At 36.1% G+C, this 15802-nt stretch carries 12 protein-coding genes; 2 read left to right on the top strand and 10 right to left on the bottom strand.

Annotation, left to right across the window (positions count from 1 at the left end):
* Window positions 1–56: 56 nt before the first annotated feature.
* From F938_RS00170 to F938_RS00135, 8 genes are all read right to left on the bottom strand, one after another.
* Window positions 57–1433 carry a hypothetical protein gene (locus F938_RS00170; RefSeq protein ID WP_005005738.1) on the bottom strand — a complete coding sequence of 459 codons (1377 nt, stop codon included), beginning with the start codon at window positions 1431–1433 and terminating at the stop codon, window positions 57–59.
* Window positions 1434–1436: 3 nt separating this feature from the next.
* A complete protein-coding gene (locus F938_RS00165) occupies window positions 1437–6662 on the bottom strand; it encodes an AAA domain-containing protein (RefSeq protein ID WP_005028409.1) in 5226 nt (1741 codons plus the stop codon).
* A gap of 894 nt (window positions 6663–7556) precedes the next feature.
* The gene (locus tag F938_RS00160; protein ID WP_010591556.1) at window positions 7557–8363 is read right to left on the bottom strand and encodes a hypothetical protein; all 807 of its coding nucleotides are present in this window, start codon (window positions 8361–8363) and stop codon (window positions 7557–7559) included.
* A gap of 228 nt (window positions 8364–8591) precedes the next feature.
* A complete protein-coding gene (locus tag F938_RS00155; protein ID WP_005005743.1) occupies window positions 8592–10232 on the bottom strand; it encodes an LPD1 domain-containing protein in 1641 nt (546 codons plus the stop codon).
* An 18-nt stretch (window positions 10233–10250) separates the two neighbouring features.
* Window positions 10251–10634 (bottom strand): hypothetical protein, encoded by a 384-nt coding sequence (locus F938_RS00150; RefSeq protein ID WP_005005744.1) that lies wholly within the window; start codon window positions 10632–10634, stop codon window positions 10251–10253.
* Window positions 10635–10640: 6 nt separating this feature from the next.
* Window positions 10641–11408 carry a hypothetical protein gene (locus F938_RS00145; RefSeq protein WP_005005745.1) on the bottom strand — a complete coding sequence of 256 codons (768 nt, stop codon included), beginning with the start codon at window positions 11406–11408 and terminating at the stop codon, window positions 10641–10643.
* A gap of 1 nt (window position 11409) precedes the next feature.
* The gene (locus F938_RS00140) at window positions 11410–12732 is read right to left on the bottom strand and encodes a hypothetical protein (RefSeq protein WP_005005746.1); all 1323 of its coding nucleotides are present in this window, start codon (window positions 12730–12732) and stop codon (window positions 11410–11412) included.
* A 90-nt stretch (window positions 12733–12822) separates the two neighbouring features.
* Entirely contained in the window at window positions 12823–13341 is a 519-nt protein-coding gene (locus F938_RS00135; protein ID WP_005005747.1) for a hypothetical protein, read from the bottom strand.
* 74 nt (window positions 13342–13415) lie between these two features.
* Here F938_RS00135 and F938_RS00130 point away from each other — a divergent pair, with 74 nt between their 5' ends.
* A complete protein-coding gene (locus F938_RS00130; RefSeq protein WP_005005748.1) occupies window positions 13416–13769 on the top strand; it encodes a hypothetical protein in 354 nt (117 codons plus the stop codon).
* 99 nt (window positions 13770–13868) lie between these two features.
* On the opposite strand, the gene F938_RS00125 is transcribed toward F938_RS00130, so the two are convergent.
* Window positions 13869–14615, bottom strand: coding sequence for a hypothetical protein (locus tag F938_RS00125; RefSeq protein ID WP_005005749.1), 747 nt, complete (start codon window positions 14613–14615; stop codon window positions 13869–13871).
* 60 nt (window positions 14616–14675) lie between these two features.
* Here F938_RS00125 and F938_RS00120 point away from each other — a divergent pair, with 60 nt between their 5' ends.
* The gene (locus tag F938_RS00120) at window positions 14676–15038 is read left to right on the top strand and encodes a hypothetical protein (protein ID WP_005005750.1); all 363 of its coding nucleotides are present in this window, start codon (window positions 14676–14678) and stop codon (window positions 15036–15038) included.
* A gap of 175 nt (window positions 15039–15213) precedes the next feature.
* Here F938_RS00120 and F938_RS00115 read toward each other — a convergent pair whose 3' ends face one another.
* Window positions 15214–15513 carry a hypothetical protein gene (locus F938_RS00115; RefSeq protein ID WP_005005752.1) on the bottom strand — a complete coding sequence of 100 codons (300 nt, stop codon included), beginning with the start codon at window positions 15511–15513 and terminating at the stop codon, window positions 15214–15216.
* Between the last annotated feature and the right edge of the window lie 289 nt (window positions 15514–15802).

Here is a 15802-nt window from a genome sequence, read left to right as displayed (position 1 = left end):
CTCTAATTTGAGTTTAAAAAAGCTAGCAAATCTGCTAGCTTTTTAAGATGATTATTCTATTTTTTAGAATTTAATAAACCAAAGAAGTTCTCTCCATCGTTCTCTAAGTCTTCAAAAAACTTATAAAACGATTGGGCAATAGCCTTATTTTTGACAATAATACCCACAGGCACTGTTGTTAAAATATTTGTGGATGAATCACTAACGTGAATAATCAAAACACAAAAAGAGTCTTTCATAACCAAAAGCTCAAAATTACCGTCAAAAACTACACTACTTTCCTTAAACGTTAGAAAGTGCTTGGCTCCTGCCTCAGCTGTGATTAGTTTTTTATAACTTGCGATTGATTGTTTATCATTTCTGTATGCCACTGGTAAGAAGCATTTAAAGTTTTTGGTAATTGTGGTTGTCGATAAACGATCAATAAAATCACTAAATCTATCTGACTTACCCCAAAATTCATCTGATGGAGCTAACCAATACAGCTGTTTATCATCATTATTCTGGTCTTGATATTGTTTGATTGTTTTGAAAAACAGGTCTGAATTTTCCTTAGAATATATTGGCCCGATAAAGTATTCATTGGATTTGTGTTCTAGCTTAAATAAGCGATCTAAATTAAGCTTATTCTCGCTAAAAATAGATTCAACTGAAAAAGTATCCTCCATATCTAATTCATGGAGTACCTTTAGAATATCCTCAATATTTTGTGGCTTCTTAGCTGATCTAAGAGCAGCGTAAAGAGAATCTTCGATTTTGTTAAGATTTTCCATGTGATTAAAATCACTAATCTCTGTAGGTGTATAATTCTCATCAAGCGTCAATGGTAATGTAAAACGACGAGAATGGTCTCGCAATTTTTCCACTTGGCTCATTTTATACAGTTGCAGCTTCTTTTCATCCACTGATGGATTCAACTTAACTAATCCTTGGCTGAAATAAAATCGAAAATTTTTCTGAAACTCCTTACTAACCAAAGACTCACCATTTGAAAGGTATTGGTTAGAAGCATCTAATTTAATTGAATTTGCCCCATTGTCAGATGCGTTGGGATTAACTGGCTCAGGATTCAAGCCAATCATCTCAAAACTCATCTTTTGAATATTGTCCTCAATCTTATTTACATAAGGAATTGCACAAACATCCGAGAATGCTTTCTCAAGTCGCTGAGTCAGAGCAAATCGATCATCTTCAAGATGTTTTATCTGCATTTGTTTTAATAATTTAGTTAATAGCACATCTGTTTCATGATTAGATAACCCTAAGAACCGCGCTATTTTTTCAGCAGAAAGTGGTGCAATTACCAATAGGCGCAATACCATAGAATCAATAAAATCTAAGGTATCTGTTGTGGTATAGCTAAATGCCACATTGAATAGTTGTGATGGCAATGTAACATCTACGTCATGATAGCTTCTTAGTGAATTTTCCATGAGTTATACCCCTGCCTTTCTATATTTTTTTGATCTATTTTTATTAATGTGCGGATTGTTTTGTACTATTTTGACAATGGCGCGTTTTGAAATATATCGATATTCTAAAGTCTGATTTTCACGGCACTTGATGTAATTTAATACGCGTCCTAAAGGTAAGTTACTGTTGACTCCTTGCCACATTTCTGACGCACCAAAGATTACAAGACGATCCATTGCGCGAGATAAAGCCACGTTCACACGATTTGGTGACTTCAAAAATGCAGGAAACTTAGTTGGATCATTTCGCGTAACTGAGAGAATGATGATCTTATTCTGTTTACCTTGATAACTATCCACCGTATCAATACGCACAATTGATCTCAATGCATCTGACACTTCACACAAAGAGAAGGCTTTTCTTAACCGGTTTTTTTGCTCAGCATAGGTACAAATTACACCAATAGCAGGCTCTTTAAGGGAATCAGGCTCTGGCACTAATTTATTTAACAAGAGTTTGTCTTGGTCAATCCGCTGAAGAAAATCGATAATTTCATTAATTTCATGTGGGTTATAAATACTACTACCTTTCTCCATTTTGAAATGCTCAGCATTCCCAGTATCCACCCAAGTAACTGTTGAATTCAATTCTATTACGATGTCGGATGCATAGTTATCAGGCACAATCCGCTTTAACTTAATTTCTTTCAGCTCTTCATCACTTAAACCACGAGAATCGACAACTTCAGTTTCAAGTTTTCCTTCATAAAAACAGTCTGAAACTAATTCGCCGATGCTCGGACTCATTCGGTACTGTGACAAGAGTTCTGAACTAGCCTTTAGTCCATAATGTGAATTAAAGATACGGCCAAAGTCGCTTTGTAATTTATCTTCCAAATCATCATCTGATATCTTAAGTTGCTTAGCTAAAGCCTTTATATGATCGCTCGAATATAGTGGAGGAAGTTGGTCTTGATCCCCAACTAATAAAATACGTGCACCTGACTGCATTGCAATTGCCAATTCTGAAGCGATTGAACGTGCTGCTTCATCAATAATCACCCAATCAAATACGTGATTGGCGATTCCAATACTTTGTTGGCCAACACCAACGCATGTGCCACAGACTAATTGCCTTGTTTTGACCAGAAAACTTTCATAATTAGCATTTTGGCTTTCAATTAATGGTTCATAATCTAGGGCAATATTGATCAAGGCTTTCGCTTTAAGTCCTTCCTCATTAGATACCCCGTAGTATTGATTAAGTGCTGCGAACGTAATCATGTCGATCTTATTTAACTGGTTTAATACTGTTATCTCTTTATCATTGATACAGTCTTCCAGTTGATCCCAAAAGTCTTGATTTCCGTCAAACATGCTCTTCAGCTTATGCATTGCTGATTTGAAAGCCTGGGTATACTCTTCTAATGAGAAACTAAACTTTTGATCAAGATCATCTTGGTCGATTGACTGATACGCAGATTTAAGACTATTTAAAATAGTGACTCTGATTTCATAAAGATCGCTCAAGTATTCAGCTTCAAGTGATAAATCTTTTGCAAGCTCAAACACTCTTTCTTTAATATTAGACTTAAACAGCTCTATCTGGCTCGTAATAATTGAGCCTGTATAGACATCTTTTAATTCAGGAGACACAGCACTCTCTTTATTGCTTATTCGAGCAATACTTAATGGTGTGTCATACTCTGTGCATAGCTGACGTATACGCTCAACACTTGTATTTACAGCTTCGTGCGACTGACTAACAATTAAGATGTTAGATACATTTTGTTTATCATAGAGATAGTGAGCCAGTATAGAGATAAATTCAGTTTTGCCGGTTCCTGGTGGTCCCTTTAATAGTGATACAGGTCCATACTTAAGCACATTACGGAACGCTTTACGTTGTAATGGATTGAGGGCTTTAACCAATTCCCCATTTTTGTATTTGTTATAGTGATCTAGATCTTCATCAGGCACTTCAATCTCATAATCTTTTGCTTCAATCACTAATGATGGTTCAAAGTAATCTACGAGATTTTCAATGACAGCCTTATTACTCAGAATATTTGTCAGAGCATCTGCACGTTTCCGATTAGATGACTTATCTGCCTTGCTTTGTAGAAACAGTGTTGCTTCTTCAGGAACTTCATTTGTTTTTTTACAAAAATCGATCCACAATTCTCCGACTTTTGATTGCGCAATATTCACCGTACCTATGCAGAAAGTGTAATCACCTCCCGCCCCAGTTTCTTTAGTGCACATTACATCGACTTTATCGGTCTTTGAAAATTTAGCTGAAACATCTTCTGCAGAGTCATAGTATGCAATAGCACTCTTTGAATCTTTAAAATGTTTGCTCGAAACTATCTTTAACGGCTCAGACAGAGTGATTGTAGGATGTGCATGACGCTCAGTCGCCATGACTTTTTTCCACAACTCTTTCGTTTCAATATCAATTAAGTGGCTATGTGTAGGCAGATGACTCATTGGCTGTGCCATAAGCTCATCAGTAGCTATAACATCGCCTATCTCTTCTTGTAATGCTTTTTGTTCACGCAGAGCCCGTAATGTTTCCTCTTTCTCTTGAGTCCTTTTGAGCTGTGCTTGCTTAAACTGTTCAATAGCATCCTTAAAGTTTTGATCTTTTGCTAAGAAGTCATTTAACTCTACAATGTTGTCACGCTTACTCATCCCAGATATCGGGTGGACTTCAATGCTAACATCAATAGTCAGATCTGCATCCCTACTAGCCTTCCACCACAGGTCTTGTTTTTTGACAAAATCAAGGAAACTTAATTGATTTTCATGGGGCTTATAAAACCCTTTTAACATGCCATTGATTCCGCTAAGTGTAAATCGAAAATCCCCCTCACTTGCTGCCTCAAGTTGGATATAAACTTTGCCGTTTTCGGGATAAATCGTAAAGGGCGTCTCAACCTTACTTGTATAAATACTAATCTGAGGAGCTTCTTTTACAATAGCACCCTTACATTCAAATGCCTCTATAAAGCGAGAATTATCAATATAGCGTACACTTGGATCTTCCATTCCTTCTATGCTCAAGGCTGTATTTAGCCAGGATAAAGTAGGATCCATTGAAGCCACATCATCCACAGCCAAGTCTATATCGTATAGATCTGCGATTAATTTCAATGCAGTAAAGTTGTCACACTGAATGACTGTTGGATCTTCAATATCAGATGGGAAATAAGCATTAGAAGAATCAGGTTGTGGTACTTCAGGATGGAAGCAATCATTAAAACTAACTTTCAAGTTTGTTTTATCTACTAGAATCTTTTCATCATCCAAGTTTCCATGTTGAAAGCCATGCTCATGAAATTTTTTCAGAGAATGCAATAACTGAAGTGAAAGTTCATTTTTTTCATCCTCAGTTAAGCCCTCAATAACCGTTGACCAAGCTTCACCCTTTACCATTTCAGTTACTAGATACACACATGCTGTGCTAGTTGATAAACCAAAATCAATAATCTTAGGAAGGTATGGCAAATTGAGAGCCTGCGTCATTTTAAGTTCTTCAAAGAATCGCTTAAAACAACTCTTTTGATAAGTTGTCATTGCAGATGCAACTTTACCCATCCATGTTTTGACTAACATGTTGCCTGATGCATAGAGTGTAAAATTTTGGTTAGCATCAATAGGCGCGCCAAATATCGGGTAACTGATATAGGTATTTGTCTGATTTAAATATGGATTCAGTACATCTGCATCAAGTTCATAACTAACTTGTTCAGCAGGTTTTTGAGCTAAGAAATCTTGGAATACTGCACATGCATTATCATATTTCCCTGTCAAAGCTCGTGTTAAAATACGCTCTAACCAGTGGTTCTGATCTCGCTCCTCAAGACTAAATTTTTTCAATGAACGTGGGCTCAGTCGAGCATTCTTCCAAATATGAAGGATTAACTGCCCTAACCAATACACATCCTTTTGTGCAGCTGTCAGCGCAAGATTCGGAAGATGAGCTGTTGTATTCAAAAATGGGAGTTCGTTAGCCAGTTCAGGGTCAATTTTCGAGGGCTGTGTTTGATCATTTGCTGCCGAAAAATTGGATAGCAATATCTCCTTTTTATAAGAGATCCACACACTATGATCACCCACATCACCATGAGTAATTCCCATTTGATGTAGGTGATTAAATTTACCAAGCAAAATCTGGAATAAATCCAATTTCTCAGATTCAGACATTTTCTCAGCATAAGCGCCGATGAATTCGTTGACTCGATAGCTGTTCTCAGGCAACTCATACAACTCATTATATTTTGATGTCATGTCATCAAGACTTGGGTTTGTAATCGGGTGCAAACAACTTTGATAAAGATCAGGCTTTTCTGTTTTAATTTTTTGGAAAACCCGGCGCTCATTGCAGATCAAGTTGAATCGATGTTGAGGCTGACTCATTCTTGAGTTACTCAACTTGAATTCATTAAAATCCCAACAACGCATTAAAGATTTTTCACCAACGATGGTCAATGAATGCGCTTTATACTCGCTATAAATCTTTTTAGGATGCGGTAAGATCAAGTCACCTCGTTCATGATTATTAATAATCAAAGAGCGTGGTTGAATTTGGTCAGGCGCAAAAATTTCATCAATAATGGCGTGATATTCTTTTTTAATATCATATATGCGACCATCACGTTCCAGATGCTTGCGGAACATATTATTAAAATTCTTCTGTTGAGCTAATTGTATAAACTCATCTATCGAAAGAATGTGCTCTAAATCTTCTGGAGGCAGGCGCGAATAATCTGCTTTACCACACATGACAACAAAGTGAGAAACACTTTGGTAATGAAATGTAATGCCCTTAGCTTTCTTTTCTGAAACTTTATCCTTTAGTTTATTAACTATAATTTGCATTTTTTTTACATTTTTAGCTACAGGGCATGAATCTTGCTCTTTATTACCTACGTACCATTTTCCTGCAACTTTTGTAATTTCCTTACCGTTCCAGTCCTTGAATTCAATGACCAAAATGTTTGCATGAGTAATAATTAGGAGATCATATTCAAATTTCTCAGAACTACCTTTCGCTACTGCTTTTTTTCCATTTTTATGCATAAATTCAAAACCAGCATATGCTCGCCAGTTTTTAGTTTTTTCGCCACGATCAAAGACCTTTTTAATCTTATCAATTGCTTTGAGTTCGTGCTCGTATATACCTGTCTCTGGATATGTAACTTTCATATTAAAAGATTCTTTATTTAAAATGTCTTGCTTTTGCACATACAACAAATAAGCGTCAAAAATGATGCTAAATTTTTATTAACATAAAGTAATGCTATATGTACGGTGTCTTTTAGAAAAAATACTTAGCGTAAGAATTTAGTTTTTTCAGGTTGATGGTTAGTTTGGCCAAATAAGCCCTCCGAAGGTTTTTTATATTCAGTTTAGGATTGTATTTAAAATAAAGTCTGCCAAATATTTTGGTGTAAAACCTGAGTCTTCTAGCACGATCATCATTTAGATGATCTAACTCAATCATTCGTTTAAGCAAAACGTATTTCACTTAACGGTTCATAATGTGACTTATATTACATTTAATTTTTGAGTATTCAAAATTATTTTATTGAATTATAAGAAAAAAACTTAAGGAATTCCTTAAAATTTGATGACAATGGTCATATCTCTAATCACTAAAAAGACCAAAAATAGATATCTACCCATATCTCTCGGACAAATTAACTCTATTTTATAAAAGTATCAATAAATTCATTAGGTTCATGAACCAAAAATTTATAATTATTTTTTTATTTATATAAGTTATTGAAAATAATAAATAAAATTATTAAAAGTTTTATTAACTAGACTTCAGGTGAACATAAGTTAAAGTTCGAATTAAAATGAATAGGGTAGTCGCAATTTCCAAAAAATGACAGCTCATGTGTCGTTTAGATACTAACAATTTGTTTATTATAACAAATCTTAAGCATGTTAGCTGTCGTCATTCTTTGATACGGTCTACGTACTACCGTACAATCATCAGCTATATTCATGGTGTTACTTTGCATAATTTACATTTTCTGCATTCAAACCAATCAATCCAAAATTACGTGCACGTTCGAGACACATAAGCTGTCATTGACGACACATGTAATGTCACTGGTTGCGTTCGTGCGTCTATTTCCGTTGAACTATGCTATACCTTGAATAGCCAGCTACTCGGTTCACTGAAATACTGACCGACACGTTAGATTTCAGTTTTAAATCAAAATAGCGATCAATCGTCACAATTAGATGTTTTACATAATCAAAAACTACATATGTTAAATCCTTTAAATCATTGTTCTGGTGTGCAACTTCAATAAATTCTGAAAACAACGCTACACCTGTTTCGTTGGCCAGATTCGCTAACTGATTATCCAATCCGGCAATTGCCGTTAATTCTGATGCAATCACCACTTTATGCATTGCTGTTTCCGCTTCAATGCCTTTGTACTCAATCCCCTTGTATATATAGACATCGTTTTCTCGTTTGCCTTGGTTCCAAGGGTTATCCGTACCATCCAGTCTAGGCATGCTGTACGGTCGTTTTAGTTTTGCTGGAGGTGTTTGTTTAGCGGTGACTTCATAAAGGTTAAATACGCAATCTGTGTAGCGTTTAAGGCTATGGTATGTCAAAGCTTGCTGTTTGGCGGTCAACTCCCGTGGTGATACATGATTCACCAAGGTTTTGAACATTTCTAATGATTCTGGTGTGAACGATCCATCTTTTTTTGCATTGTCCATCAGGTCTTTTTTAGCCCATTTATGCTTTAGTTTTTCCGCTTCAGCATCAGATATTTTCTCTCCCCGATACACGTATCCACGCGCTGCGTTTGAATACTCAAAATCTGCTCGTTTTACTGCCTTGTAGACCATTGTTTTTGTCATTTGTTTTGCACCAGTTTTTCCCATAGTTGTGGCGACCGCTTGAGGGCTTAACACGTACCCATTCTTTTTCGCTTCGGTCGTAACACCAAAACTCGTACCCTAAACAACAACGTTTATTCACGACATAGCGGTAGGTGTTGCAGATCGTAAGCATATTCTCAGTGGCGTTAACTTCCCAAGGTTTAAACGCAATAAGCTCTGTTATTGCTTCCCTGTAAAGTCGTGTTGCTTTGGGATTATTGAATAAGATCCGTTCTTTTTTTGAGGTCTTAGTGATTGCATTCATTTCGTCCACGACCTCACTAATGCTTTTAGCCAATCATCCATCAAATCAACTAAAATTGCCCGTTCTCTGCCTGTTGGATATGCGCTTAACTTCATATTCCAACTATTTGCCGACTCTTCTGTGCCGTGCACCAAAAACCCATTTTGTTGATCATTTTCAGCCAGCTTATCCGTCACCCAACATTCAAACAGTCTGGCAAAGATTTCTGTTGGCTGTGACCAATACATTGACCGTGATTGATCTAGGTGCATGGCGTTATTCATAAAGCCCGTACCGCCTTGTCTTTCTTCGTAATCAAGGTATTTGGTTGACTTAAAAGTAAGATAATTAACCAGCTTGATAAACTTATCTGCAGTCTGGCCATCTTTAAGATGTTTGTATGCTGACTCTTGATGATTCTGTACTGAGTAACGCCCTTTACTGGTGTAAAGAAAGTATTCGCTAAAAAAGTTATTATTGAGTCCGTTTCGTTTTGCCAAAACACAATCAAATCCGTGCGCGAACTCATGGGCTAGTGCTCCAACACCTTGCGTCTTGGTCAAATGAATAAGCATATTACCTGGTTCAAAGTGAGCTGCTGCGCTATCAACGCCTGTGCCACGCGAACCGAATGCTATTCCTAGCTTACCGCCTAAAGATGCGAACGTAACGGGTAGACCTAGAAGTTCGACAAGATCCATTAGTGAGTCATACGTGCAATTCAGAAACCATGCACGTTCCTTTTGATTTACCCAATTGCCGAACTCGACTCCAGAAAATTTGAAATAGTCCATAAGCAACTGGCTATCGATGTTTTCACCCTTTCGATGGTCCTTACCCTCGCGCACTTCAACTCTGTCGTAGCGCGGTCTTTTGGGTGGTTTTGCGCGTCCTTTTTTGGGTTCTATGACTCGTTCATCTAAAATTGGCTGAAAAAATGTTTTTACTTTTTCTAGTGCTGCATTGAATGTGTCGTATTCCGTCCAATCATCTAGTGTTTGAAACCGCTTTGCTGAAATGGATTTAACGGCATACCACTTATGTTGACCAGTCTCAGTGTTTAATAATTTTTTGGCACCATAATTATCCGTATCAAGTACACGATCGTCTGGCCATCCTAAAGGGATTAAGTTTTTTAAGCGTAAACGTGTGTCTGAACTAAATGATAGTGGGTGTTTAACTCTGCGATTGGTATGTCGTCCAGCTGAGTAGCGTTCTAAAATATCTTTTTCACTTCGTCCAGCACCAAACTTAACGGTCATGTACGCATTAAAGTCGTCTGTCAGTTGTTCTAAACGTTCGTAGTGTGAGCTTTCATATTTGTTTTTTAAGAAGTGTAGCGTAGCAATGTAGGCATCATCCCATTGCTTTTGACCTATGCTAAACCAACCGCCCCCTAAAGGCTTGTTGGTTAAGTTTGCATAGACCAAAGAAAATAATAGTGCATGTTTTACAGGTTTATGGCCAGATTGGGCATCAGCTCTAAAATCAGGCTTTTGCCAATATTCCTTTTTAGTCACTAGGCTGTCAGACTTAATTCCATTCATGTTGCCTGAGAAGTCTGGTGATGGGTTGTCTTTACGTGCACCAGCAAACTTTTTACCTACATCCGTAATAGGACCATCTTTTTTTTCATTACTATTTATTTCTTCAGTCATAGCTAAACCACATAATTGTTAGTTGCGTATATCGTCCAAGATTTCTGACAGATCAAACAGATTAATATCTTTGAGTTTTGCTTCAGCATTGATGCACTCAAGTAAATTCATAAAACCAACAAAAATAATGTGTGGTATTGGTCTATTGTTGATATGCACGGGTGTTGACCAAGTGCGTACACGCGTTTCGCATATTTCAAGCCCTTGTTCTTCAAAAAGCTTGATCAATGTCGGGATGTCTTTGTCTAGTTGAGTAAGGGCTAATAACGACCGAAATACATCATTTAAGCTAATAGAGTGGTGACGATGGTTCGGATTGTGCTGTTTTCTATTGTCGCCCTGTTGTTGATTAAAGTAATGATGTTTTTCGCGATCTTGAGATGTTCTGTTTAAATATTTCATTTGGTATTAAGCTCCAAAGAGATAGCTGTAAATCAGGTACAAAATAAAAGTTATTGTTAATCCCGACACCAATAGAGAATTGATCGGGTAATTTTCTAAGTTAAAAGGTTTTCTGTGATAGCTCACTCCCCAATCTGAAACAGATCCTCGCTCTACGGCACTATAAAAGTTAGTTTGTGAGGCGTTTAAACGGTTGTTGTCTACTGATATGAATTCCAGTTTGCACAGCAATTCGTCACTCAGGTAGTTAAAGAAAGTCGTTGGTGTACCATTTGATAGGATGTGTATATAACCGACCTGTTTTTGGGTATAACCCATTCGCTCATACGCTTTTTGAAATTCGTGCGTTAAAGTCGCACTAAACTTATCCCCCTTATTTTTGGCAATCAGTTCAATTGGTGGCTCAGCTCCAGCCTGAATAAGCTTGGTGAATTTAGGACTACCACAACCCCAATTTTGAGAGATCCAAACACCGCGTTTTGTGTCGTGAATCAAACCATCAACAATGACCACGGCTGCATCACCGATGTCGCCGTTTTCTTTTTCTGTAAATTCGGTGTTATCAACGTCTTTTCTGAATTCTTCAGGCATTGGCCTTAAAACTTCTAAAAGATTGGTACTGTCACTTTGTACATGACCAGTAGCCAAAATCATCGACTCAATTTTTTTTAGGGCATGTTCAGGTACTATCAATACTGAATGTACACGCTGGTCATACGCATCAGATTGAATGTCTTGAGCTTCGGTATTCTTTTCAATAGTGCTTAATTCCATATTATTTCTCTGCCTGGGCTTTCTGGTATTCAACTGCAGTCTTCATTGAATATTCGGTATCATCTTCGTGCTCTGTACCAACCATGCTTTGCTGACCTTGGTATATACCTTTAACAGCATTGACGAATGCGTTATGCGCCGTAGCGTTGTAATACGTTAAGTTTCCAGCACTGGTCGAATCATTGAATGTCAAAGTATTAGGAACATGCCAAACTGCTGAATAAGCCTTGCCATCGATAACAACAATAGGTTCAAACTCGACCGCTTCACGGTGCTTGGTTTCATTCCATGGTGTATAGAAAACAGTATTGTTTTTGAGGTTGTAGACCTTGAATACGATCTGGCCAAGATTCCGTATTTTGGCCTCTTTGTTGTATGCCTCTAAAACCTTGTCTTTTTGGAAGTCTGTAATTTCAAGCTCAGGGTTCTTCGTAATCACCAGTGTTTCATCAGTCGTTTTAATCTCAGATGGAACGTAGATTTTTGAACCTTTAGGGAAACGTCCTGATTTCTCCAATGCGGATCTAAACTTGTTATTTGCATCCAAGAAGTTGCCAAACTCACTACTGAAGTAGCTGTAAAAATTTGATGCACTGGTGAACATGCCAAACTGATTCACCCGAACAATTTGCTCAGATACAGTGGATGCTAAACTTGCATATGGTTTGCCCGACACATCAATTTCGCGCCATTTGTAGTTACGTACACCTACTTCTTTGTCGCATGCATCATTAAACATAGATGTAGAAACAATATCGCCGTCCAAGCGCTTCACATAAGCAACCGGGTAACTGCGGATAGGTGCCATACGAACAGCTTTGTTTGAATTGGTGTAAAAGCCAGATGACGAAATGATATTTTGTTCAGATGATTTAATTTGATAACTTCGTAATGTATTTAACTGTCGATCAAAGCTATCAATTTCAGATTCATATAAAACATCACCCTCAACAGATGTCGCGATTGAATAAGGGGCATACATCACATCGCCCTGAACTTTATCCATGATCTGCTCAGCTTCAATACGATATAACGGCTGTGAGAACATGCCATTTGATGCCAAAGCTGGTAGATCTCCCCCTACACCAAAATTACACGCTACTTTGTGGCTGGTGGTAGAAAGGCTTGATTGAGGTAATTTGTAGTTAGATGGATTGTAAGTGGTAACACGTTCATCATATTTGCGAACTTGTTCCTCAACTTTCTTTTCAATGGGATCTATTTGTTCTTCTTGAGATGCAGTATCAGTATTTGAAGGCTTTAACTTATCACAACCAAATAGCAAAACTGACAATATCGCTATGGTAAGGGTTTTCTTATTCACTAATTAATGACCTAACTTAAAACTACTAATACCCCACATTATAATTAAAAATAAGTATTAATGAAGTGGTATTTAATAGTTTAAGGACTTTTAAGCGAAAAACCCAATATCATTAATTAGTTTTAACGAACATTCTTTTAATGCAACTTCATAACCGCCGTTATTATTAAATGTAAAAGCAAATGGTAGCATTTTATCAATCGCAAATATCTTCTCTAATAAGTCGTTGTTTTCTGCAGATGGCTTATCCTTTAAGGCATATTGCATGGAAAACTTAGCATTTATACCCGTGCTTTTATATAAAGCATTTATTTGTTCTTTAAGGCTTTTTTCCACTTCTTGCACAGTATTGAAAATAAAATTCTGATTAACAGTGAATTTATCAGTTTTCAAAGATCCAAAGGTCCACGCCAGACTCTCCGAAACCACATACCCTAGAACAGTCTGCAATTCTTCATCTTCAAATTTGTGATAATGAACGTATGATTTAGTTTTACCGTTAAAATATAAAATAGAAATGGAGAACAACACCTCTTTGTGAGCATATTTAAAAGGTACTTTAACAAGACTATAAAAGTTTAAGAGCTCAACGTTGGAGGCTTTAGACATATTTTTTAAAAAAATTTTAAAGACATTAAAGTGATTATACTAAAAATATCAAAGAAATGTTAAAGGGTTTTAAAATGGATACAGTTGTTCTAAAAAATAGTTTAATTGCTAGTTTAGTTTTTGTATGTGTGTTCCTGGTGTTCCAAAACATCGACCATAGAGTTTCTGAACGTATACAGCTTGAGTCAACCAGTGCAGCATTCGAGTCGCTTGATAAAGACTTTTCTGCGATCAAAAGAAATGTGGATACTGAATTCAATAAGCTCCCGAAGTACGTGAAGCCAAGCAAAGAGCAATCGATCAATGATGCATTGGAATTCATTAAATTCTCGAAACAGACCTTTACTGACACAATGGCCCAAAATGAAGAACTTTTAGCAGAAGTTAAGGGTTTTGAGAAAAAGGCAAATGATGTTTTAGAAAAATAATAGTTATTTTAAAAAGAAAAATGGGAAGCTATAAGCCTCCCATTCTTTTAATGTCGTAAGAAACATTTAAATTTTGTTCTTAAAAGTATTATAGTAAAACTAATAATTTATGCAAATACTTTTAACAGAAATATCTAAAAGGTCTTTAACACTCAACGAATCCGAATAACTTAGACAGTGTGAATAAATTGTTAAAGTAGTCGAGTGTATATGTAAAACATTGGTATACCCATTAGAGATATGCGAATTATTATATATGTAAAACCTAACATACTTTTTAGTCGTATCTTGCGTAAAACTTACCAGATAATCTTTTGTGTTTTCATTTATGTTATCTTCGTATTGCTCTGTTATGCTCAGGATCTCTTTGCTGTTCAGCCAATAACTGCCTGTTTTATCTTGTTTAATCTGTTCCAAAATCAAATTATTTAATGACTGGTACTCTTTCGTTATTGCTTTGGCATATCGTTTTGATGACTGATGTTCTTTCCAGTCAATTTTTGCTTTCTTAAACAGTTTGAAAGCTGTAACCGCGCACAATATAGCTGAGATGGTACATAATATTATTCTACTACTATCACCTATAATGCCAATCATTCCTAAATGCACATCTTTTGAGAATAAACCGTTCAAAGATAGGTATACGCCAAAGATACAAAAACTTAACGCAAAAACCACAACTAAAATTAAAGTTGCTCTAATTAAAAGCTCATTAAAAGTAATTTTTCTTAAACTTTTGGTATAAAGCTTAATCTTATCTTTTTCAGATTTTAACATTTTAGCCAAGAACTTATGTTCTCTTTTTCCTCTGCTAAAAGGTGGTGTTACAGCATCTTTAAAAGTCATGTATAATCAAAAGTATTTTAACGTTCCATTAAATATACACTACACCTGGGCCTATTTAAAATGAAACATTATAGAATTATCGCTATTTTAATACCTTTAATATTTTCAGGTTGTGCAGCAAGCCACTCAGACAAAGAGCTTGTTGACTCTTATTACAATGACCAACAAAAAACAATAGAAAGCGATGTAGATCAACTCGTTAATTCCTACTCCGCTAAAGTCGTTACTCAGTACTACCCTGAACCATACTTCAATCCAACCAAGCCAATACCGCATTATTACGCTTTAAAGCTTGATGAAATGGGTATCCCTTACCCAAAAGAGCTTGTATACGACAATGCCGACTATAATTTTTATAAAGAGCAGGCTAAGTTTAATGCAAACAATAATGACGTAATTGATACAGATCACCACGATCACTAAAACTTTTTTATCGTAGGTGTTTTGTTGAGGGGCGTTTCTTGCCGAAACCTTTCTTAACCCCTTAGTGTATGAGGGTAAAAGATTCATACTATATTTTAGAAAATACACTTGATGGAGATAAAGACCAAAAAATCAAAGTGTTGAGAGTAAGCCAGTATGATACTTTTTATTACCCTCATACATTATCTTCTGAACTATCTTCACTCCTTTTTTGATTGGCTTCTTTGATAACATTTTCAATAAAACAGATAACTAAATTTAAAGCGATTAAAAATAATACGATATAGCCAATAGTTTTTAGAGTTAGTACAAAGTTATTGAATACATAAGTTGATGCTTTTCCTATTCCTATATAAACCACATAACATGCAAATATAACCAATGCTATTGCACTAATTGAAATTATTGCAAGTCCAGTATTTTTTAAAAATGAGCGCAATAAGTATTTATCGAATTTAGAATTATTCATAGCCATATACTATCCTTCATAAAAATTTCATTTTCTAACATTGAACGAAGCGCAACTATTGCTGCACCACCGCCAACAATAATTATGATAAAGCCGAATAAAAAATTGAGATTCATGTTTGCAGCTATGTTTAATTATTTAGATTTAAGCAACTTAATTAGTAGCATTACAATAGTTATTGTACGAGAGTACTTTACTCTAGAGGTGGTCCCACTTGTTTGAACAACTAAAAGCGTATTTATAAGTGATATTCCGCTCTAGTTAAGCCACCTTGTTTTGTTGGGGTAGCTGATCA

The organism is Acinetobacter bereziniae LMG 1003 = CIP 70.12, from assembly GCF_000368925.1.
Taxonomy (GTDB): Bacteria; Pseudomonadota; Gammaproteobacteria; order Pseudomonadales; family Moraxellaceae; genus Acinetobacter; species Acinetobacter bereziniae.
The sequence above is the reverse complement of the archived record's forward strand: the minus strand, read 5'-3'. Positions and strand labels throughout refer to the sequence as shown.